We start from the raw sequence: 21,037 nt of genomic DNA on the forward strand, positions 1-21,037 counted from the left end.
ATTATAGGCTTCCGGCCCCCGGTCGGGCCACGGCTGCCGGTTATTATGAATGTTATTTTTGAAAGTGATCGCAAGGAAATAAGGGGCTATAATGATCTTGCCAACCTGGGGCAATACAACCTGCCTTTAAAGCATATTTATGGAAATATATCGTATAGCATGAATAATGCGAATATTTCTTATGAACGGAATACAGATGACCAGGATAATGATGCAAAATACTATGTGGCGGCCACGGTTAATAACGCGTTATATGAATTTGATGAGAATGCCGCAGCGGATGGCATTTTACCGCCTCCGTATGGGATTCAGATATTAGTGCATCGTTTTGCCGGGGATGGTGCTGCACCCATGTTTGCACAAATGTCCGGCACCTACCCGGTGCAAATGGGTACAATTAAGTCGTTTTTCATAGGTGCAGCCGGTATTGCCACCGGAGTGTTCTATGGAGATCCGGTGACGGTTTCTGCGATAGCGACGAATATTGCCAGTAAAGCCCCGGATGTTGCTATTGGCTATCATTGGGACGCCGACCATTTTGCTACGGACAGGATCAAAGAAGTTGCTTATCATGAATTTGCCCATGCGAGTCATTACCGGATAGCAGATTTTAATATGTGGTTTGATAATATCGAATTTACGGTGAGTCATAACGGCTATGGAAATGCTGGTGACCCAGGAGTGGAGAAAACGGATCTTATAGAAATGTGGGCATATTTTTTGGGAAGGGAATATGCACACAGAAGGTATGGACCCAATGCGCATAGCGCGATTCCGGAATATTTCACAAATCCAGGAGCTCCAACATTTCTCAATAGCTGGTATGCTGCAGGTGAACATGGAGGTACCAATCGTCGGTTATTTGACTGGGGACACATTCCGTCTTATTTTTTAAATGATCTACTTGATAGCAATATTTATAACGATCAGCATTCATTAATAGAGAACCCTTCGGTTATAATTGATAGTATTAGTAATTATAAGATTGCCACAATATATAGTTTCCTTGATGGGAGTACTACCAGTCCTGCTATTCTGATGAGCAAATTATCGAATCAATTGCCTGCAGGTTTAGGGAATAATATTGCTAATTTTAATTTACTACGCTCTTATTACGGGTATTAAAATTGATCATGTATGAAATTTATTTTTCAATTGAGTGTACTGTTATTACTATGCGGATGTACTAAATCAGGAACACATAAAGTCATTGTCGAAAATAAATCTGAGTATGATATACAAACAATAATATATAATTACAGCTATCAAAACCCTTCTAAATATGAAGTTGCAGATAGCTTTATAACAAAAGCAGGATTTGAAACAGTAATAGCTAAAATATTTCCTGAAGATTACGTTACTTCTTGCTCACCACCGTATGATTCTATTAGTATTATAGTTATTGGGAAGTCTGAATTAAAAATAAAAGTTAACTTAAATAGTGGTGAAACATATCGGTACTCCCGTTCTGGTAGCAGATCAAAAGGTTATCATGTTGAGTGCCGTGCTACGATCACTAATACAGATATTGTGCCTAAATAAAAAAATGAGTTTGTCATGAGTCTATCGTCAGTCATAGCGGCTATGGAAATGCAGGAATGCGGCGTAGAACGAACGGGTCTTATAGAAATGTGGGCATATTTTTTGGGAAGGGAATATGCACACCGAAGGTATGGACCCAATGCGCATAGTGCTATCCTGGAATTTTATAGTGCGGAGAACGCGTCTCCATCTACATTCAATAATAGCTGGTATGCCGTAAATGAACACAGAAGTTGGGTTGGGATAAATATATTTGAACACGATCATATCCCGGCAGGATTTCTGCATGATATTATTGATAGCAATGCATACAATCAAAATAGGATACCCGGATTGTTTGAATCAACTGTTGTGGCAGATACTATTGCCGGTTATAAAATAAGTGACATTTATAACAATCTGGATGGAAGTACGGGATCGCCGGCAATATTGATGAATAAGCTTCGCACCATTCTCCCATTTGGAAACACAACGAATCATTTTGATCTATTAAGAAGTTCCTATGGGTACTAGTCAAACAACTTTTGTTCTTAAATATAAAAGAAAACAATAGCCTGATAAATTATTAAACTGTCATTGCATGAAAAGCCATCTCGCCATCGTACTTGTCATTTTGTTTTTTGGAATAGCGGCCTGCGGAAAAAACTATAATGGCAAGAAAACAGTACGCAATAATTCCTCGCATCCTTTAAAGATTCTTATTTACAAGAGGCTTTACCCAGGGGAAATTGGAAATTCCTTTTCATTACAACCTCAAAGTGAGGCAGTGGTAGAAAGTTTTACCGGCGGAAAAAGTGGCCCTTATTACGGCAATGGGAAAGGTTGTGGCACCAATGACTTCGATTCAACTGTAGTTGAAGTGATCGATAATAACCAACTGAAGGTTGCAAAAGACCTTAATAGCACTGATAATTGGGTCTTTTCAAAGAAGTCGAATTCAAGAGGTGTTGATACAGAATGTCGCGCCATCATTACCGATGCGGATATTGTACCTAAATAAAAAAATGCGTTTGTCATGAGTCTATCGTCAGTCATAACGGCTATGGAAATGCTGGAATGCGGCGTAGAACGAACGGGTCTTATAGAAATGTGGGCATATTTTTTGGGCAGGGAATATGCACACCGAAGGTATGGGCCCAATGCGCATAGCAGTTTGCCTGCATTTAGCTTTTCAAACACAACAACCTTTGCAAATAGCTGGTATGCCTGGAATGAGAATAGTGGGAATTTTAATACCTTGTTTGAAGCTGGTAATCATATAGCTGCAGGTTTTCTTCATGATATTCGTGACGACAGTACATATAATCGGCAACATTCATTAACTGAAAATCCAAATATTGTAATAGATAGCATTCATGGTTATACGATAGGAGGGATCTATAATCAATTAGGAGGAGGCACAAACACTGCAGCCATGCTAATTAATAAGTTGGCAACGGTAATGCCGTCTGGAGCAGGTAATAGGCTGAAGAATTACAATGCCCTTCGATCCTATTATGGATACTGATTGACTTTAAGTTGTTTTTTGAAAAATCTTCGTTATGAAATCCATTTTTCCCATTTTGGTTATGCTCCTTTTGTTTCTTAGTGCTTGTGATCCGAGTTCGGAGTTTAGAAAGACGGTTGACAATAAATCTAACTACAACCTGCTAATTTATGAATACCATAATCCGGGTAGTAAAACTCTGGTCAAGTCCGGAGAGAAAAAAGTAATAGCCAGTGGAAGTTATATGGGAACTAATAATGTAAAGTCTTGTGTAGCAGTTGGAGACTCCGTAATATGTGAAGTTGAGGGAAAAGATGGCCTAAAAGTATCAAAGGATTTTAACAATGATAATGATTGGAGCACTTCGAGCTCGGGAAATAATTCAAAAGGCTATCGGTCTGAGTGCAATATGGTCATCAGCAACAATGATATAATGCCAGAATAGTCCGAAGATTTCTGTTGCCGGGTGCAGCATCTGGCTGGCTTTATAATATCATGTATCATAATAGGCATACACAACAGGACAGATTGTAAGTAAATTTTCCACTTTTGAATGGCAATTAAACGAGCACGATTCATCAATTCTCTATCATTAGTTGAAGAGCTAACTTATAAAAGATTGTGCATTGGTAAGAAGCGACAATGTGGAGGGGGTAAATCAATAAACTATTATCACGTGAAGAAGCATTCCGCTATCGGGTTTGTTATTTGTTTTTTTGGGCTGGCATCTTGCGGCAAGAGCTATGATGCAAAAAAGATAGTACGCAATAATTCTTCTCATTCTTTAAAGGTACTGATTTACAAGAGGCTTTATCCAGGTGAGATAAGTCGTACTTTTTCAATACAGCCGCAAAATGAGGTCGTGATTGAAAGTTTTTCCGGCGGCAAAACTGGTCCGTATTACGAGAACGGCAAAGGATGTGGTAACAGGGACTTTGATTCGACTGTTGTTGAGGTGATCGATGACAATCAACTTCTGGTTGCAAAGAATCTTAACAGTAGTGATAGCTGGACATTTTCGAAACATTCCACTTCAGGGAGTATAGATGAAGAATGCCGTGCTACGATCATCGACGCGGATATTGTGCCTAAATAAAAAAATGAGTTTGTCATGAGTCTATCGTCAGTCATAGCGACTATGGAAATACAGGAATGCGGCGTAGAGCGAACGGATCTTATTGAAATGTGGGGCTATTTTATGGGCAGGGAATATGCACACCGAAGGTATGGGCTCAATGCGCATAGTGCTATCCTGGAATTTTATAGTGCGGGGAACGCGTCTCCATCTACATTCAATAACAGCTGGTATGCTGTCGGTGAAAACAGAGGAAGTGTTGGTCAGACAATCTTTGAATGGAATCATATTCCTGCAGGATTTTTACACGATTTAGTTGATAATAATAATTATAATCGGAATATAACACCTGCGTTGAATGAATCCAATCCGGTGATTGATACGGTTAGCGGTTATTCTATTAGTACAATATATAGTTATTTAGATGGGGGTACTTCATCTCCAAGTATTTTAATGAACAAACTTCGAAATAATTTACCCAACAATATCACTCCAATTAATACCCTAATAGCCTTTGATGCATTACGGAGTTCGTATGGTTATTAAATCGTATAAAAATTATAGTATGAGATCCGCTTTCTTATTCCTATTATTGGTTTCTGTCTTATTCTCTGCTTGTGGCAGAACGTCACATTCAAAAAAAATAGTTAGAAACTCATCAATGAAGAACATTAGGATTTTAATTTTTGATACTCCTTACTCCGGAAAAGAGCGGGAAAGTTACACAATCGAAGCAAATCATGAGGCGATAATAGTAAACCTTACGTCAAGAAGCGGACCTATGTACGCCAGTTCAGAAAACTGCGTTCTTTCAAAATATGACTCCGTTTCAATAATCGTTCCGGGTGATGATGATGTAAGAGTTGTAAAAGACCTTACCAGTAGTGATAGCTGGACGTTTTCTAAAAATTCAAATATTAACGGCATAGACGTGGAATGCAGGGCAACAATAACAAATGCTGATATTGTCCCTAAATAAAAATGAGCTTGTCATGAGTCTATCGTCAGCCATAGCGGCTATGGAAATGCAGGAATGCGGCGTAGAGCGAACGGATCTTATAGAAATGTGGGGCTATTTTATGGTCAGGGAATATGCACACCGAAGGTATGGGCTCAATGCGCATAGCGCGATTACGGAATATTTCACAAATCCAGGAGCTCCAACATTTCTCAATAGCTGGTATGCTGTGGCGGAAAACAGAGGTGATCATTTAGATAAACGTTTTGAGGCTAATCATATCCCCGCTTGCTTTTTGCATGACATTATTGATAATAATACCTGTAATCAAAATGTAACACCGTCATTGAGTGAAGCAACAGCAGTAACGGACAATATCCGAGGGGGGGGGCATAGGAGGGATCTTTTACCAGCTAGATGCAGGTACAACCAGCCCTGCCATATTGATGAATAAATTGCGTAATATTTTACCCAGGAAATACGCCGGAAGCTTTTGATAGCTTAAGAGTATCTTATGGGTATTAGTTCTGTTGCAAAAACTTCAAATTGATGGAAATGTATCTTCTTAATTAAAAAGTTATCAATGAAAAGAGCTCTGCTGATTCTTTCGGTCATTTATTTATCTGTTATAGCAATTGGTTGCAGTAAAAACTATAAGTCAAAGAAAGTAATTGAGAATAAGTCCACCCATAACATTAAAGTAACTTTGTATGGTTCGCCTCCAAATAGGGTAGAGCGGGGAACCTTTTTGGTTGCGTCTGATAAAACTCAGACAATTGTAGATTTCAATTCAACCGCAGGCGCTATATATGGAGAAAACAGTGCTTGTGTCAGAAGTGATATTGATTCTATCACAGTTGAAGTCAATGGGGATGAGAATTTTATTGTTGTAAAAGATTTCATGAATGATAATAGTTGGATTGCAAGTAAGACATCAAATTCCAAGGGCTTTGCTGTCGAATGCAGGGCCATCATTACCGATGCGGATATTGTACCTAAATCAGATTAGTATTGTATAAGTAGCAGGAACGGTCACTATTGCATTCAATAGTAGTTGCATGAAGTCAGGAACGGCTATTGACACATGAGATGGGCTGTTGACCGGTGTATTTTGTTGCATGGCATACGGTACACTATAGGATGATCGCCTGCAGCCCGCAGGTAGCCGGGGTGACCCGCTGCGCAGATCAGCAAGAAGGATGCCCTCAGGTATTGATCAGCTTCCGGTATTCGTTGGGCTGGATCTTTTTCATACGTTTGAACAGCCGGTTGAAATGGGTGATATTGTTAAACCCGCTTTCATAGCAGATCTCTTTGATGCTCTTTTGCCCTTCTGATAGCAATTTACAGGCATGGCCGATCCGTAATTCCGCAATGAACTGTGTATAGCTCTTGCGGGTGCAGGACTTAAAATAACGGCAAAAGGAATTTTCGGTCAGGTTCGTTAAGGCGGCTATGTCTTTAATATAAATCGGCGATTTAAAATGCTGGAGGGTATAATTATAGATCTTATTGATCCGTTCCGATTGGGTGAAGGGATTATCGCTTTGGTAAGCCGATGAGATAAGGCCGGTTTTCCTGCATTCTGTGATACAGCTAAGCAGCTCAAGCAGCAGGATGATCCGTTTGGTGTCCGTGGCAGCGATCAGGCTGGTCAGGATCTCCTTGGCCGTATCCGCCCTTGCTCCCTTAAGCACCAGTCCCTGTTTGCTCTTTTCAAGCAGCGCTGCTATTTTCTGGTTCTCCGGTATCAACAGGAAATCCTTCCCCCAGAAGTCTTCCCGGAACTGCGTAAGCTCGATGTAGGACTTTTCCGGTTTGTCGGTCGTGTACGGACTGTCAAATTTCCAGTAATGCGGCAGGTAGCTGCCGATCAATACAAGATCGCCGCTTTTGAAATAATGGATGCCATCCCCCGCAAACAATGTTCCGGCTCCCTTTACCACGTGGATCAGTTCAAACTCCGGGTGGTAATGCCAGCTGTTGTTCTTATAAGATTTACTGTCGGATCTTGCACTGAAGGAGATCGCCGGTCCCGATGTGATCTTAAGGAGTATGGGTTTCATAATCCTAAAGATATTCCTTTTAAGTGGAAGAGTAGATGGAAAATGGTAAAATAGTGTAGGTAATGGAACATACAATGGGTGATTGGCTGGTAATTATTTTATTACTTTGTTCCGGATAACGGGAAATTGCTATGCTATTATCAAAGAAGGTTATTGTTATTACGGGGGGCGCCAGCGGTATCGGATATGAATGTGTAAAGGCGTATATAAAAGAGGGAGCCCTTGTAGCCCTGCTGGATGTGCAGCAGGAGCGGCTGGCGGGAGCGATGGGCGAAATTGGCAGTCAGCACCTGGGCCTGCATTGTGATGTGTCTGATGAAGACCAGGTAAAAGTCTCTATAGCGCAGGTTTTGCAGCATTACGGGAGGATCGATTGCATCCATAACAACGCCGGAATTGCGTCTCCCTCAAAACCGCTTCATGAAACTTCTGTAGCAGAGTGGCAGGCCCTCATGAATGTAAATGTCTTCAGTATTTACCTCACTACCCGGTATGCGCTGCCGGCACTGCAGGAATCAAAAGGATGTATTGTAAATACCAGCAGCATGGTAGCCCAGATGGGGCAGGCGCATCATGCCGCGTACACGGCAACAAAGGGGGCCATTAATGCCCTTACCAAATCGATGGCGCTGGATTATGCTGCATATGGGATCCGGGTAAACGCAGTGGCTCCTGCGGGTGTGTGGACGCCCCTGCTGCGGAGCTGGACTGCCGAGCAGCCGGATACGGCCGGTATTGAAAAATACCTCGATGAGATCCACCCGCTGGGCTATTGCCCGGAGGGGGATGTGATCGCAGATGCCTGTGTATTCCTGGTTTCGGATAAGGCAAGGTTTGTTACCGGGTGCATTTTACCCGTTGGCGGTGGCGCAGAGCTGGGGTACAGGCGGTAGTGGCGGAAAGTATCTTATACCGGTACTGTTTATAAAAGAGGGAATGCCCCGGTATTTTATTAAATAATTGATCTACGATATATGATTCGGAACATAACGATCCGGGACCGGCGGTTTGCATTGTCCGGTGGCGCCGGCAGTGATGCGGTTCACAGGGACCCGGTTTATTCTTATGCAGTTACAGAGTTGACGGATGATTCGGGCGTAAAGGGCACCGGTTTTGCTTTTACCCTCGGGGAGGGGAATGAACTGGTCTGCAAGGCCGCGGCATTTTATGCCAGCCGGTTAAAGGGATTGGATATCGAAGCCGTTATGGCCGATTTTGGCAACCTGTTCAACCGCTTATCCAATGAACAGCAATTCCGGTGGCTGGGTCCTCATAAGGGCATTGTACACCTGGCCCTGGCGTCGGTCACCAATGCCTGCTTCGATCTCTGGGCACAAAAAAGAGGCGTACCATTATGGAAACTGCTTACCGACCTTACTGCGGAGCAACTGGTGGCAACCCTGGATCTGAGTTACCTGGAGGATGTGCTGGACAGGGAAGCCGCACTGGCCCTGATCAGGGGAGAGGAGGCTACAAGGCCCCTCCGGGAATCCATACTGGAAACAGGATATCCCGGGTACGATACTTCTGTTGGATGGTTTAACTACGACGACGAAAAGGTCCGTGAAAACTGCCGCCGGGCCATCGGCAGGGGGTTTGGCGCTTTGAAGCTCAAAGTAGGATCAGAAGATGCAGAACGGGATATCCGCCGGGCGCATATTGTGAGAGAAACGGCGGGCGACGGGGTAAAAGTGATGCTGGATGCGAACCAGCAGTGGACACTGCCTGCGGCGCTGAAGATCTGTACTTCTTTGCGATCCATGAACCCTTACTGGATCGAAGAGCCTACGCATCCCGATGATATTGCTGCGCATGGGGTGCTGGCTGCGGCCATAGCGCCTGTTCCGCTGGCAATCGGGGAGCATGTGCCCAACAGGGTCATCTTTAAAAACTACCTGCAGGCAAAATGTGCCGGGTTTATACAGGCCGATGCGGTAAGGCTGGGAGGCGTAAGTGAATTTATTACCGTAAGCCTCCTGTGCAGGAAGTATGGCATCCCGGTTGTTCCGCATGTAGGGGATATGGGGCAATTACACCAGCACCTGGTATTGTTCAATCATATCCGGCTGGGGCATGAAGCCCTATTCCTGGAGCATATTCCCCACCTGCAAAAACAGTTTGTGCACCCGGTACAGATCATTGACGGAAGGTACCAGACACCACAGGAAGCCGGCAGCTCCTGTGCATTGATCGACCCTTAAAAGAATAAAAATATGAAACGTTTCTGTTTAACACTGGATCTGAAGGATGATCCCGGGCTCATTGCCCGGTACGAGCAGTATCACCAGGCTGACGGCGTCTGGCCGGAGATCATAGAAGGCATCCGCAGCTGCGGCATCGCGGCCATGGATATTTACCGGGCCGGCAACCGGCTGATGATGATCCTGGAGGCGGCAGATGATTTTGATCTGCAGTCGGGCTTTGCCCGGATGGCAACCCTGCCCCGGCAGCGGGAGTGGGCGGCGCTGATGGATACTTTTCAGCAAAAACTGCCCTTTGCCCGGCCACACGAGCATTGGGTAGAGATGAAACAAATTTTTAAGCTTTATAAATGACCGGCATGCAGCAGCATACCTCTCCCTCATCCAAACGCGCCGCATTCCTGGTGCCGCTGTTAATCGTAATGAGCCTGATGTTCTTCTGGAATATGAGCCGGAACATCAACGATATCCTGATCCCGCATCTGAAGCGTGCCTGCCGGCTTACGGATTTCCAGTCTTCGCTGGTGCAGTCTGCTTTCTTTGGCGCTTATTTCCTGATGGCCCTCCCGGCGGGGATCTTTATTCACCGCAGGGGCTACAAGGCAGGCATGGTCACAGGCCTTCTGATAGCTGCGGCCGGCGCTGCGCTTTTTTTTCCTGCAGCAGAGATCCGCTATTATCCCTTGTTCCTGGGCGCCCTGTTTATAATGGCGGCGGGGTTCACCTTTCTTGAGGTAACGGCTACTCCCTATATTTCCAGGCTCGGCGACCCGGCCGAGGCTTCCAGCAGGCTGAGTTTATCTGCTGCCGTGGGGTCGGTAGGCGCTACAGTGGCTCCTTATATCGGGTCGTTGCTCCTGCTGCACAAAGAAGATATCCCGGAGGCTGCCATACAGCAGTACACGCCCGAACAGCTGCAGGCATTCCTTACCGCTGAGGCTAACCTCGTAAAGCTGCCCTACGTTTCGCTGGCCCTGCTGTTCTTTGCGATGGCGGTGCTGCTGATCTTCATAAAACTGCCCCGGATCCGCGAGGAAGAAGGTACCGGCCGGTATACCTTTAAAGATATTCTCAATTACCGGCATCTCCTGCTGGGGGTAGGCGCTGTATTTTGTTATGTGGGCGCCGAAGTGGGGATCGTGAGCTTCCTGATCCGGTATGCCCAGTCGCTGCAGATACCCGGTTTAACCCAGCAGAAGGCAGCATTGTTTATCTCCCTGTTTATGGGACTGGTGCTGACAGGGAGACTGGGAGGTGCTTATATCCTGAAAAAGATAGCAGCGCCCCGGATGCTGGTCATTTCCGCGGGAGGGGCCTTCTTATTGGTAACGGTGGCCCTGCTGGCCGGTGGTTACGGGTCGCTCTTCTTACTGGCGCTGATCGGGTTGCTGACTTCGGTCATGTACCCCGTCATCTTTACACTCAGCATCGATGGACTGGGCCGGCATACCAAAACGGCCTCATCCCTGCTGATCATGGGGATCGTAGGCGGCGCCCTGGTGCCGCCTGCCATGGGCTATGTTTCCGACCAGGCTGGTATCCGGTGGTCTTTTATATTCCCCGCGCTTTGCTACCTGTATGTATTATTCTTTGCTGTAAAAGGGTACCGCATCCGTATCCGGAAATAACAGCAGGTAATGTTAGCCGCTATAGTTGTAACAGTAACAATTTAAAACAGTATAAATAATGAAGCAGATACAATTGATCGGGTTGCTGCTCCTGGTGAGCAGCGGCCTCCTGGTGGCCCAGCCCTATAGTACCATCAGCAAAAAGACCATGGAGGGCTTTATGAATAAACGGTTTGGTATGTTTATTCACTGGGGACCGGTGTCCCTGCGGGGAACGGAGATCGGCTGGTCCAGGAACCACGGGGTTTCGCAAAGCGATTACGACAGCCTGTATAAACAGTTTAACCCGGTGGCTTTTGATGCGGATGCCTGGGTAAAAACGGCCAGGGAAACAGGCGTAAAATATCTTACCATTACGGCAAAACATCACGATGGCTTTTGCCTCTGGCCAACAGCTTATACCGACTATAATATTATGAATACGCCCTATAAGAAGGACGTGGTAGGTGCATTGGCAAAAGCCTGTAAAAAATACGATATAAAATTCTGCATCTATTATACGGTGCTGGATTGGTACGACCGTCGTTATCCCCTGCACAACGATGGCAACAAGGAGCCTGATCCGAAAGCAAATATGCCGCAGTTTGTGCAATACATGAAAAATCAGTTGAAGGAGCTGGTTACCGGTTACCATCCGTACATGCTTTGGTTTGATGGCAACTGGGAAGCGCCCTGGACACAGGCTTATGGAAAGGAGATCTACGATTTTTTAAGAAAGCTGGACCCGGATGTGGTCATCAATAACCGCCTGGGAAAAGGTACACACGAAATATTGAATGAACAGTCTGTAGGGGATTATGCAACGCCCGAACAAAAAATAGGGGGATTGAATATGACCGCGCCCTGGGAGTCCTGCATCACGCTTTGCAACCAATGGGCCTGGAAGCCCGGCGACCCGATGAAGTCCTTAAAACAGTGTATTCAAACGCTGGCCAGCACGGCAGGCGGCAACGGGAATCTGCTGTTTAATATAGGTCCCATGCCCGATGGCCGCATCGAGGAAAGGCAGGTGCTGCGCCTGCAGGAAATTGGTGCCTGGCTGCGCAAATACGGGGAGGCGATCTATAATACCAAAGGAGGCCCTTATCAGCCCAACAAGGTGTTCGCCACTACCCGCAAAGGAAATAAGATCTATCTGCACCTGTTTCAAAACCCGGGGAAACAGCTGGAGCTGGCAGCAATACCGGGCTATAAAATAAAGAATGCACGGTTCCTCGGGGGCTCCCGGGTAAACGTTCAGCAACGTAGCGACCGTATAGTGTTGCAGCTGCCGGAACAGCTGCCGGATGAAAATGATTCGGTGATCGTGCTGGAGCTCAATAAGAATGCGGAGGCCATAGCGATCATTGAAAATAAACAGGCCATCGGGCAGCAGTAGCCTTAATTATTCGATAGGCTGCAGGTATGAATTGATGAATGTTAAAATAGTGCAGGTATTGGCACATATTTGAAACGGCGGAATAGCAATTGGACCGTTACTTTGTACGGTAACGACAAGCTGCGGTGTTCCAAATTTGAGGGTATCCTTTTTTACAGAAGAGGCCCGGAGCAAGGCCGGTAAAAGTACATATGCTGGTGAAAAGGTGTTTTTATTTCTTAACATTCCTGTTCCTGTGCGGAACAGGGCTTTATGCCCAGGATAACCTGGACCTGGAGCACCGTATGCCAAAGGAGGTAGGAGCTGCGCAGCTGTTTGTTGCCGATTCTTTTTACAACTGGTGCAGCAGTGTGATCAAAGGTCCCGACGGGCGCTATCACATGTTCTATGCCAGGTGGCGCCACGGTAAGCGGGCATTGGATGATGATCCGATGAATGGTATCTTTAACGGGTTTAGCGGCTGGCTCAAATATTCGGAAATAGCGTATGCGGTTGCGGACAGGGCAACGGGGCCTTACCGCTATGTTAAAACGGTACTGAAGGGAGAAGGAGATCCCCGCAACTGGGACCGGTACACCATGCATAACCCGCAGATCCGGAAATTCGGGAACCGCTACTATCTCTATTATATCAGCAATTCTTTTGACCCGGCTTTTCATTTTTCGGATAACCGTACGGTTGGTAAAGACTGGCTGCACTGGCTCAGATATAATTGCACCCAGAAGATCGGTGTCATTGAGGCTGCCAGTATCGAAGACCTGGTAAATGGCCGGTTTGAAAGATCGCCGGTGCCATTGATGCAGCCGGACAACAGGCATACGTTTGAGGTGACCACCAATCCCAGTGTAACACAGGGGCCGGATGGCAGGTATTATATGATGTTTAAATCGCGCAAACCGGATGTAGGGCATATGACGATGTGGATGGCCGTAAGTGAGCAGCCGGACCGGCCCTTTCGTTTGCTGGGGCAGGTGTTTACGACGGCCGATCTGGCTTGCGAAGATCCGTACCTGTGGTACGACCGGGGCCGGAAACGTTTTTATGCCGTGGTAAAATATTATTCGAATGATAAGGTGCTGGCGCCCCAGTTCGGGGCCCTGGCCCTGGTTACTTCTGAAGACGGGCTGCATTGGCAGGCGGCAAAACATTCCCTGGTGGCCCTGCGCCAGCTGAAGGTCCGGGGGCAACCCGGAACAGCGCTGGCGCATCTGGAGCGGCCCTTTTTATTGCAGGATAAGAAGGGTAACCTGCAGGCATTATTTGCCGCAGCTTCCATACAGGAGCCGGGGAAGGGCGATGCGCTGCATACGGGTTTCGATCGTAACAGCTTTATTGTTTGTTTTCCATTGAAAAAAAAATAAATAGCATCTTTGTCAGGCTGTACAATACAGGTCATCTTAAAAAAACAGGTATGCGATTTTCAGTAAGCTTTTTTTGGACAATTTTGTTTTTGCTCGGCTCCGGCAGCCCGTCTCATGCACAGGGAAAAACAAAGCCCAATATCATTATCATTTTTATGGATGATATGGGCTATGGCGATCCGGAGTGTTATGGTGGTGCGCCCTACAAAACGCCGGCCATCAACAAGCTGGCCGCGGAGGGCATGCGCTTTACGAATTTTTATGCAGCACAGGCTACCTGCAGTGCTTCCCGTGCCGGCCTGCTGACCGGCTGTTATCCCAACCGCATTGGTATACACGGGGCTTTAATGCCCTGGGCCAGCCTGGCATTGAACCCGGCAGAAGAAACCATTGCTTCCACGTTAAAAAAGGTGGGTTATCGCACCGGTATGGTGGGTAAATGGCACCTGGGGGCCAAAGCGCCTTTCCTGCCGGTGCACTACGGCTTTGATGAGTTCCTGGGGCTGCCTTACTCCAATGATATGTGGCCTGTGGGTTATGATGGCAGGCCGGTAACAGATACTGCAGACCGCAAATCCAAATACCCTCCGTTGCCTTTGCTGGAAGGCGACCGGCCGGTACGTTATATTAAAACACTGGAAGACCAGGGTACCCTTACCTCCACTTATACGGAACGGGCCTGCGACTTTATTAAACGCAATAAAAAAGATCCGTTCTTCCTGTACCTGGCACATTCCATGGTCCATGTGCCCATTGCCGCATCGCCGCGCTTTTTGGGTAAGAGCGGGACCGGTTTGTTTGGCGATGTAATGATGGAGGTAGACTGGTCGGTAAACGAGATCATGAAGACCCTGAAGGCGCAGGGCATCGACCGGAATACCCTGGTTATTTTTACCAGTGATAACGGGCCCTGGCTTACATTTGGCGACCATGCGGGCAATACTGCGGGCTTGCGCGAGGGAAAAGGTTCCAGTTGGGAAGGCGGTCAGCGGGAACCCTGTATTGTACGCTGGCCGGGCACGGTACCCGCCGGTACGGTATGCAATAATCTTGCGGCCACCATTGACCTGCTGCCTACGCTGGCACGCCTTGCCGGTGCCCCCCTGCCCAAAAATAAGATCGATGGGGTCGATATCGCCTCTTTATGGTTTGCCGAAGCGGGTGCCGATCCCAGGGATGAGCTGGCTTATTATTACGGGCGCAACAACCTGGAGGCTGTTCGCAAGGGCAGCTGGAAGCTGGTGCTGCCGCACCGGAGGCAGACTTATAAAACCTATATGCCGGGTAAGAACGGTTTCCCCGGTGGTTACGCAGAAGCACCGGTGCCGCTGGCGCTGTACGACCTGGCCCATGACCCGGGCGAAACGCAGGATGTACAAAAAGCAAACCCCGAAGTGGTAAAGGCCCTGATGGCTGTTGCCGGAAAGTATCGGAGCTCCCTGGGCGATGATCTTACCAAAACGCCCTGCGCCGAATGCCGGGAGCCGGGACAGATACCGGGTGCGCAAAAATAGCAGCAGCTAAAGGAGTTCCGGCCGGACCAGGATACAGTAAATAATTCATAAAACAGGCGGGGATCACATAACGGGAACAGTGTGGATGATTTAGCAGAAAAGCAATGAGCCGGCATCAAAAGCAGGTGCAGCCTTCAGCAGGATAATATCATTAAGCCAGGGAATGCTTTAAAGAACGGATTTAAAATAGCGTCGGCAAAACCGGCTTTAGACGATGCGGGCTCCTGAAATGTTAACCTGAAATGCCTACTTTCGCGAATTGTCAAAAAACAAAAAAGATTCAACGGTCGTACAATGAATGCCTGCAGTGATAGCGAATTGCTTATGATGTTGTCCAGCGACAACAGGCCTGCATTCGGCGAACTGTATAACCGGTATTGGGAAAAGCTTTTTGCCCTCGCCTATAACCGCTTAAAAGATATCCCTGCCGCCGAGGATGCGGTACATGATGTATTTGAAAGCTTATGGAATAATCGCAGGAAAGCGCAGATCCTGGCATTGGAAAACTATCTTGCAACCGCGGTTAAGTACACCGTGCTGGCGCAAATAAAAAAGCGGGACCATGCGAGGAAATATGCACAGGAATATGAACATCGGTATGTGGTGCATTCAAAAACAGAATCCGCCCTGCATAACCGGCGCATCCTGGAGATCATAGAAACAGAAATAAATCGCCTCCCGGAAAAATGCCGGCTTATTTTTAAGTACAGCAGGGAGCAGGGAATGAGCAGCCGGGAAATAGCTGCCGCCCTGGATGTAAGCCCCAAAACAGTTGATAACCAGATTTACAGGGCATTAAGCCACCTCAAATTACGCCTGAAACAACACCTGCATAGTTTACTTTTTTCCATTTTCTGAGCTGTAAATTTTATTTTTTTTAAATCCTGTGGGTGAAAGGCTTTGCTCAATACACTTATTGATAGAAGCATTTTTGTATGCAGACACCTTTACAGGCCATAGAACATTATTTGAAGGGAACAGCCACGGATGAAGAAATCCGCCTGGTAAATGACTGGTATTATTCATTTGACGATTCCGCAATAACCGTAAGCCCGGGTAATGAGCAGCTGAGGGACCTGGTAAAGCAGCGTATCTACAGCCGCCTGGATCAAACCCTGGACCTCCGTCAGCGTACAGTAATGCGCTACCGGGCGGGGATCAGGTGGGCTGCGGCCATACTGCTCCCCCTGGTTGTTGCTGCCGGCGTGTACTGGTCTTTTCCCCGTACGAAGCCGGTGGCATCATCTCTCAAAGCAGAAAACAGTCCTGTTGTACCAGGCGGGAATCATGCGGTCCTTACGCTGGAAAATGGTCAGCAGATTCTGTTAGACAGTGCGGAGGTAGGGACGGTTGCCAGTCAGGGAGGAATGCAGGTATTGAAATCTGCTGAGGGCCGGCTTGTCTACAAGGTAAACGACCAGGGGACATCAACGGGTGGTGTCATGTATAATACTATTACCACACCGCGCGGCGGGCAATACGAGGTAGTATTGGCAGATGGGACAAAAGTGTGGTTAAATTCCGCATCATCCCTGCGGTTCCCGACCTCGTTCAGGGAAACATTGCGCGAAGTGTCCTTAACGGGCGAAGGATATTTTGAAGTGGTGCATGTGCCGGTTAAAAAAGGAGGGGCGTATCAGCCCTTTGTTGTATCGGTGAATGCAGCTATGAAAGTAACCGTATTCGGAACGAAGTTCAATATCATGGGATATACGAATGAAGCCGCCATTAAAACAACGCTGATGGAAGGATCCATAGAAGCTTCCGTAAAAAACAGTAAAGTAAAAGTGAGCCCGGGCAGGCAGGCCATTTTAGAGCGAGCAGGTACTCACTTCAGTCTGGAACATGCGGATATGAACGAAGTGCTGGCATGGAAAAATAATGAGTTCCGGTTTCATAATCTGGATATAAAGGGGATCATGCGGCAGTTGGAACGCTGGTATAATATCGAAACAGAATATGTGGGAAAGGTAGATCATATTCACTTGTCGGGGGTGATCCCGAAAACAGAGAATATCCGGAATCTGCTTGAGATATTGGAAACTACGGGTAAAATAACGTTCAGCATAAAAGGGAACAGGGTTGTGCTGCGTGCCGCTTAACAGTATTTTTTACAATTAAAATAAAAGAGATATGATACACTGACCGGTTGCTGTTTTGCCAAAACAAAACGGGGGCGCTTGCGACACCCCCGATGGCTGTTTGGGAAATCACTTTGCCTCCTTCTTATTGAGTACAAAATAATTCTTAACGTGTCCTGTCGGCTGACAGGTTCCAAACTTTACAAAAGTATGATTCTTATTGCCATGAGCAAAGGGTTTGCATGGTGCAGGCCAAAACTTTCCAAAATTCTGTTGATCATGAAGCTGACAGTCTGTTTTCTCCTAATAGGGATATTGCATGCCGGTGCAAAGAGCAATGCACAGCGGGTTACTATAAACGGGAGAAACCTGAAAGTGCAAAAAATTTTTGAAGACATCAAAACCCAGACGGAGTATTCCTTTGTGTACGATGAGGCGCTGATCAAAAGAGCGGTTCCGGTCAGCATCTCGGTAAAAAATATGCCCCTGGAGGCGGCGCTCAATGAGTGTTTCAGGGATCAGCCCTTTGGTTATGAGATCAAACACCGGGTGATCGTGTTAAAGGAACGGCCCCTGCCACCTCCTGTAAAGCAGGTGACCGTACCGGATATCCCTGTAGCACCGGTTAATATTACCGCAACCGGTACGGTCCGCAATAATACGGGGGAGCCGCTGGCAGGTGCTACGGTGGCCCTTAAAGGTACGGAGCGTACCGCCGTTACGGATCATGCGGGAGCGTTTTCCATAACACTCCCCGATGCAGGGGGTACGCTGGTCATCAGCTATGTGAACTATACGACGGTGGAGGTCGTAATAACGGCTGCGGCAAAATTCCCGCTTGAGGTTACCTTGCAATTGGAGATAAAAGATAACGAGGAGGTGGTTACGGTGGCTTACGGGCAGCAGAAAAAAACCGAGGTTGTGGGCGCCGTAACATCGGTAAAACCTGGCGATCTGAAGATCCCTTCCAGTAACCTTACCCAGGCACTGGCCGGCAGGATTGCAGGGATGATCGCTTTCCAGAGTAGCGGCGAGCCGGGGGCAGACAACGCCGATTTTTTTATCCGTGGCGTCTCCACTTTTGGTTACCGGAATGGCCCGCTGATCCTGATCGATAATATTGAAGCGTCAGCAACGGACCTGGCCCGGCTGCAGGTAGATGATATTGCCAGTTTCAGCATTATGAAGGATGCAACGGCAACCGCCCTGTACGGGGCAAAGGGCGCCAACGGCGTTATCCTGATCAAAACTAAGGAAGGAAAGATGGGGAAGGTGAACGTGACAGCCCGGATCGAAAACAAACTTTCGCAATCCACAAGGAACGTAAAACTGGCCGATCCTGTAACCTATATGGAACTGGCTAATGAAGCCAATCTTACGCGCAATCCATTGAACGGGTACCGGTACGACCGCTCCAAAATTGAACAGACCAGAGCCGGTGGCGATCCGATGGTTTACCCGGCTACAGACTGGCAAAACATGTTGCTGAAGGATCATAGCTTTAACCAGAGCGCCAACCTGAGCCTGAGCGGCGGCGGCGGTGTGGCCCGCTATTATGTATCGGGAGCTATGAGCGTGGATAATGGCATATTAAAAGTAGACCGCAAAAGCAATTTTAACAGCAACCCTAAACTGAAAACCTATTCGATCCGCTCCAACATCAATATCGATCTTGGAAAGACAACGGAATTGCAGACCCGTGTTTCGGGCAGTTTTGATGATTATACGGGTCCCATTGATGGGGGCAACAAGGTGTTTGCAAACATTATGCAAACCAACCCTGTTCTGTTTCCTGCTTATTACAACAACACGGAAAAGACCAGTTATATCAAACATATCATGTTTGGTAACTACGGGAATGGTAAATATAATAATCCCTATGCAGATCTGCAAAGAGGGTACCGGCAATCCGGGTCCTCCGTTATCAATGCACAGGTACAGCTAAACCAGAACCTGGGTTTTCTTACAAAGGGGCTTACTGCCAGGGGGCTGGTCAGTATTCAGCGTACATCCGCTTCCGCTATTATACGGTCGTATAATCCTTTTTATTATACCTTATCCAACTACGACTATGTTACAAAAACCTATGACCTGTATCCCATCAATGCAGAAGCCACAACGGGTGTTGTTCCACCGGTTGGTACAGAATTTTTGACCGGATCCAATGCTTCAAAGAGTGTCGCCTCCGAGTTTTACAGCGAAGTAGCGGTTGATTACAGGCGTGTATTGAAAGAACGGCATAGTCTGAGCGGAACACTGGTAGGGATCGCCAAAAGCAGCCTCACAGCCGGTGAATCGAGCGATCTGATCCTTTCGCTGCCCTACCGGAACCTGGGTGTGTCTGGCCGTGCCACTTATGTATATGATGCCCGTTATGCCGCCGAGTTCAATTTCGGTTACAATGGATCCGAGCGCTTTCATGCTTCCAGGCGCTGGGGATTTTTCCCTTCCGCAGGTATTGCATACACGGTATCCAACGAAAAATTCTGGGAGGGAGGGCTGAAGGATTGGGTATCGAAGCTGAAGTTGCGGGCCACCTATGGCCTGGTAGGCAATGATGCCATCGGAAGTATCCAGGACCGTTTTTTCTATTTGTCTGATGTGAATATGAACAGCACCGACCGCAGGGCGGTTTTCGGAATGCCGGGCGATTTCCCTATTAACGGTATCGAAGTAAACCGGTATGCTAATAACGACATTACCTGGGAAATTGCAAAGAAAACCAACCTCGGCTTTGAAATGACGCTGCTCCGCAAGCTTAATATAGAGGCCGATGTGTACGAGGATCAGCGGCGCAATATCCTGATGACCCGGGCTTCCATTCCTTCAACCATGGGGCTGGATCCGGACGCCATCCCAAGAGCTAATGTGGGCAAAGCATCTTCCCGCGGGATCGACCTTTCCATGGATATGAACTTTAACCCGGCTAAATACTGGTGGTTAAAAGGAATGGCCAATTTTACCTATGCTGCCAGCCGGTATGAGCGGTATGAGGAACCCGTGTATATTTCCCTGGTAGATGGCAGAACCATCGAACTGGATCATTTAACACATGTTGGCAAATCTTTATCCCAGCAATGGGGCTTTATAGCGGAGCGCCTGTTTGTTGATGATAAAGATGCCGCCAATGCTCCGCTGCAATCGTTTGGACCCTACGGGGCAGGTGATATAAAATACAGGGATATCAATAAAGACGGGCAGATCACAGATCTTGACAAAGTACCCATTGGCTTTCCTACAGTTCCCGAAATCGTTTATGGATTCGGGATATCTGCAGGCTACAGGAATTTTGATTTTTCGATATTCTTCCAGGGGCTGGCCCGCCGGTCGTTCTGGATCGATGCCAGCGCAACATCACCGTTTGTAGACGATCAGCGGCTGCTGTTACAGGCTTATGCCGATGATCACTGGAGCGAGGATAATAAGAATCTCTATGCGCTCTGGCCCCGCCTGAGCCCAACGGTTAATGCCAATAATGTGCAAAAGAGCACCTGGTTCATGCGGGATGGCGCCCTGTTGCGGATAAAGCAGGCGGAAATAGGTTTCACACTCCCCCCCGGGATTATGAACAGGCTCCACCTGGCCAATGCCCGCATCTACCTGAACAGTAATAATATTTTCACATTCAGCAGGTTTAAGATATGGGATATTGAAATGGGCGGCAACGGGCTCGCATATCCCATTCAGCGGATCTCCAACCTGGGACTTAATCTCTCATTTAAATAAAAAGATATTTCGTAATACCCG

22 protein-coding genes are annotated in these 21,037 nt (G+C 47.2%); 21 read left to right on the plus strand and 1 reads right to left on the minus strand.

The genetic code is table 11. The features are described 5' to 3' along the window. From BLS44_RS25195 to BLS44_RS25235, 11 genes are all read left to right on the plus strand, one after another. A partial coding sequence (locus BLS44_RS25195) for a hypothetical protein (RefSeq protein ID WP_218127818.1) occupies nt 1–1,125 on the plus strand: 1,125 nt, incomplete at its 5' end. A gap of 12 nt (nt 1,126–1,137) precedes the next feature. Then, on the plus strand, nt 1,138–1,542 hold the full coding sequence (locus tag BLS44_RS26370; RefSeq protein ID WP_143019932.1) for a hypothetical protein: 405 nt from the start codon (nt 1,138–1,140) through the stop codon (nt 1,540–1,542). Nucleotides 1,543–1,557: 15 nt separating this feature from the next. Beyond that, nucleotides 1,558–2,055, plus strand: a complete 498-nt coding sequence (locus BLS44_RS25200; protein ID WP_090393537.1) for a hypothetical protein — start codon at nt 1,558–1,560, stop codon at nt 2,053–2,055. Nucleotides 2,056–2,122: 67 nt separating this feature from the next. Beyond that, entirely contained in the window at nt 2,123–2,542 is a 420-nt protein-coding gene (locus tag BLS44_RS25205; RefSeq protein ID WP_090393538.1) for a hypothetical protein, read from the plus strand. A 15-nt stretch (nt 2,543–2,557) separates the two neighbouring features. Then, entirely contained in the window at nt 2,558–3,049 is a 492-nt protein-coding gene (locus BLS44_RS25210) for a hypothetical protein (protein ID WP_090393539.1), read from the plus strand. 34 nt (nt 3,050–3,083) lie between these two features. Further along, a complete protein-coding gene (locus BLS44_RS25215) occupies nt 3,084–3,473 on the plus strand; it encodes a hypothetical protein (protein WP_090393540.1) in 390 nt (129 codons plus the stop codon). A gap of 108 nt (nt 3,474–3,581) precedes the next feature. Further along, on the plus strand, nt 3,582–4,124 hold the full coding sequence (locus tag BLS44_RS25220; RefSeq protein WP_245729438.1) for a hypothetical protein: 543 nt from the start codon (nt 3,582–3,584) through the stop codon (nt 4,122–4,124). A 42-nt stretch (nt 4,125–4,166) separates the two neighbouring features. Beyond that, nucleotides 4,167–4,649 (plus strand): hypothetical protein, encoded by a 483-nt coding sequence (locus tag BLS44_RS25225; RefSeq protein WP_090393541.1) that lies wholly within the window; start codon nt 4,167–4,169, stop codon nt 4,647–4,649. A 115-nt stretch (nt 4,650–4,764) separates the two neighbouring features. Further along, nucleotides 4,765–5,082 carry a hypothetical protein gene (locus tag BLS44_RS26375; RefSeq protein ID WP_143019934.1) on the plus strand — a complete coding sequence of 106 codons (318 nt, stop codon included), beginning with the start codon at nt 4,765–4,767 and terminating at the stop codon, nt 5,080–5,082. Nucleotides 5,083–5,122: 40 nt separating this feature from the next. After that, complete coding sequence (locus BLS44_RS25230) at nt 5,123–5,515, plus strand: hypothetical protein (RefSeq protein WP_176954555.1); 393 nt, start codon at nt 5,123–5,125, stop codon at nt 5,513–5,515. Between the two features lie 129 nt (nt 5,516–5,644). Then, the gene (locus BLS44_RS25235; RefSeq protein WP_090393543.1) at nt 5,645–6,070 is read left to right on the plus strand and encodes a hypothetical protein; all 426 of its coding nucleotides are present in this window, start codon (nt 5,645–5,647) and stop codon (nt 6,068–6,070) included. Between the two features lie 196 nt (nt 6,071–6,266). Here the strand turns inward: BLS44_RS25235 and BLS44_RS25240 are convergent, their stop codons facing one another. Continuing rightward, nucleotides 6,267–7,127, minus strand: a complete 861-nt coding sequence (locus tag BLS44_RS25240) for an AraC family transcriptional regulator (RefSeq protein ID WP_090393544.1) — start codon at nt 7,125–7,127, stop codon at nt 6,267–6,269. 131 nt (nt 7,128–7,258) lie between these two features. Here BLS44_RS25240 and BLS44_RS25245 point away from each other — a divergent pair, with 131 nt between their 5' ends. The 10 genes from BLS44_RS25245 (at nt 7,259) to BLS44_RS25290 (ending at nt 21,016) form a co-directional block, all read left to right on the plus strand. Continuing rightward, a complete protein-coding gene (locus BLS44_RS25245; RefSeq protein ID WP_090393545.1) occupies nt 7,259–8,020 on the plus strand; it encodes an SDR family NAD(P)-dependent oxidoreductase in 762 nt (253 codons plus the stop codon). Nucleotides 8,021–8,101: 81 nt separating this feature from the next. Then, entirely contained in the window at nt 8,102–9,328 is a 1,227-nt protein-coding gene (locus BLS44_RS25250; protein WP_090393546.1) for an enolase C-terminal domain-like protein, read from the plus strand. A gap of 12 nt (nt 9,329–9,340) precedes the next feature. Beyond that, on the plus strand, nt 9,341–9,682 hold the full coding sequence (locus tag BLS44_RS25255; protein WP_090393547.1) for an L-rhamnose mutarotase: 342 nt from the start codon (nt 9,341–9,343) through the stop codon (nt 9,680–9,682). Between the two features lie 5 nt (nt 9,683–9,687). Further along, the gene (fucP, locus tag BLS44_RS25260; protein ID WP_176954556.1) at nt 9,688–10,956 is read left to right on the plus strand and encodes an L-fucose:H+ symporter permease; all 1,269 of its coding nucleotides are present in this window, start codon (nt 9,688–9,690) and stop codon (nt 10,954–10,956) included. Between the two features lie 58 nt (nt 10,957–11,014). Then, nucleotides 11,015–12,334 (plus strand): alpha-L-fucosidase, encoded by a 1,320-nt coding sequence (locus BLS44_RS25265; protein ID WP_090393548.1) that lies wholly within the window; start codon nt 11,015–11,017, stop codon nt 12,332–12,334. Nucleotides 12,335–12,531: 197 nt separating this feature from the next. Next, entirely contained in the window at nt 12,532–13,695 is a 1,164-nt protein-coding gene (locus BLS44_RS25270; RefSeq protein ID WP_176954557.1) for a glycoside hydrolase family protein, read from the plus strand. Nucleotides 13,696–13,745: 50 nt separating this feature from the next. Beyond that, entirely contained in the window at nt 13,746–15,209 is a 1,464-nt protein-coding gene (locus BLS44_RS25275; protein ID WP_090393549.1) for a sulfatase family protein, read from the plus strand. Between the two features lie 294 nt (nt 15,210–15,503). Then, nucleotides 15,504–16,067: an RNA polymerase sigma factor gene (locus tag BLS44_RS25280; RefSeq protein ID WP_090393550.1), complete on the plus strand. Its 564-nt coding sequence runs from the start codon at nt 15,504–15,506 to the stop codon at nt 16,065–16,067. A 77-nt stretch (nt 16,068–16,144) separates the two neighbouring features. Beyond that, on the plus strand, nt 16,145–17,311 hold the full coding sequence (locus BLS44_RS25285) for a FecR family protein (protein WP_090393551.1): 1,167 nt from the start codon (nt 16,145–16,147) through the stop codon (nt 17,309–17,311). 258 nt (nt 17,312–17,569) lie between these two features. Continuing rightward, a complete protein-coding gene (locus BLS44_RS25290; RefSeq protein ID WP_245729440.1) occupies nt 17,570–21,016 on the plus strand; it encodes a TonB-dependent receptor in 3,447 nt (1,148 codons plus the stop codon). Nucleotides 21,017–21,037: the final 21 nt, after the last annotated feature.

It is taken from the genome of Niabella drilacis, assembly GCF_900101395.1.
Classification (GTDB): Bacteria; Bacteroidota; Bacteroidia; order Chitinophagales; family Chitinophagaceae; genus Niabella; species Niabella drilacis.

Excerpts from the sequence above, each read along its gene's own strand:
- BLS44_RS26370 (WP_143019932.1), top strand. The coding sequence starts at position 1,138 with ATGAAATTTATTTTTCAATTGAGTGTACTGTTATTACTATGCGGATGT.
- BLS44_RS25200 (WP_090393537.1), top strand. The coding sequence starts at position 1,558 with ATGAGTCTATCGTCAGTCATAGCGGCTATGGAAATGCAGGAATGCGGC.
- BLS44_RS25205 (WP_090393538.1), top strand. The coding sequence starts at position 2,123 with ATGAAAAGCCATCTCGCCATCGTACTTGTCATTTTGTTTTTTGGAATA.
- BLS44_RS25210 (WP_090393539.1), top strand. The coding sequence starts at position 2,558 with ATGAGTCTATCGTCAGTCATAACGGCTATGGAAATGCTGGAATGCGGC.
- BLS44_RS25215 (WP_090393540.1), top strand. The coding sequence starts at position 3,084 with ATGAAATCCATTTTTCCCATTTTGGTTATGCTCCTTTTGTTTCTTAGT.
- BLS44_RS25220 (WP_245729438.1), top strand. The coding sequence starts at position 3,582 with ATGGCAATTAAACGAGCACGATTCATCAATTCTCTATCATTAGTTGAA.
- BLS44_RS25225 (WP_090393541.1), top strand. The coding sequence starts at position 4,167 with ATGGAAATACAGGAATGCGGCGTAGAGCGAACGGATCTTATTGAAATG.
- BLS44_RS26375 (WP_143019934.1), top strand. The coding sequence starts at position 4,765 with ATGAAGAACATTAGGATTTTAATTTTTGATACTCCTTACTCCGGAAAA.
- BLS44_RS25230 (WP_176954555.1), top strand. The coding sequence starts at position 5,123 with ATGGAAATGCAGGAATGCGGCGTAGAGCGAACGGATCTTATAGAAATG.
- BLS44_RS25235 (WP_090393543.1), top strand. The coding sequence starts at position 5,645 with ATGAAAAGAGCTCTGCTGATTCTTTCGGTCATTTATTTATCTGTTATA.
- BLS44_RS25240 (WP_090393544.1), bottom strand. The coding sequence starts at position 7,127 with ATGAAACCCATACTCCTTAAGATCACATCGGGACCGGCGATCTCCTTC.
- BLS44_RS25245 (WP_090393545.1), top strand. The coding sequence starts at position 7,259 with ATGCTATTATCAAAGAAGGTTATTGTTATTACGGGGGGCGCCAGCGGT.
- BLS44_RS25250 (WP_090393546.1), top strand. The coding sequence starts at position 8,102 with ATGATTCGGAACATAACGATCCGGGACCGGCGGTTTGCATTGTCCGGT.
- BLS44_RS25255 (WP_090393547.1), top strand. The coding sequence starts at position 9,341 with ATGAAACGTTTCTGTTTAACACTGGATCTGAAGGATGATCCCGGGCTC.
- fucP (WP_176954556.1), top strand. The coding sequence starts at position 9,688 with ATGCAGCAGCATACCTCTCCCTCATCCAAACGCGCCGCATTCCTGGTG.
- BLS44_RS25265 (WP_090393548.1), top strand. The coding sequence starts at position 11,015 with ATGAAGCAGATACAATTGATCGGGTTGCTGCTCCTGGTGAGCAGCGGC.
- BLS44_RS25275 (WP_090393549.1), top strand. The coding sequence starts at position 13,746 with ATGCGATTTTCAGTAAGCTTTTTTTGGACAATTTTGTTTTTGCTCGGC.
- BLS44_RS25280 (WP_090393550.1), top strand. The coding sequence starts at position 15,504 with ATGAATGCCTGCAGTGATAGCGAATTGCTTATGATGTTGTCCAGCGAC.
- BLS44_RS25285 (WP_090393551.1), top strand. The coding sequence starts at position 16,145 with ATGCAGACACCTTTACAGGCCATAGAACATTATTTGAAGGGAACAGCC.
- BLS44_RS25290 (WP_245729440.1), top strand. The coding sequence starts at position 17,570 with ATGAAGCTGACAGTCTGTTTTCTCCTAATAGGGATATTGCATGCCGGT.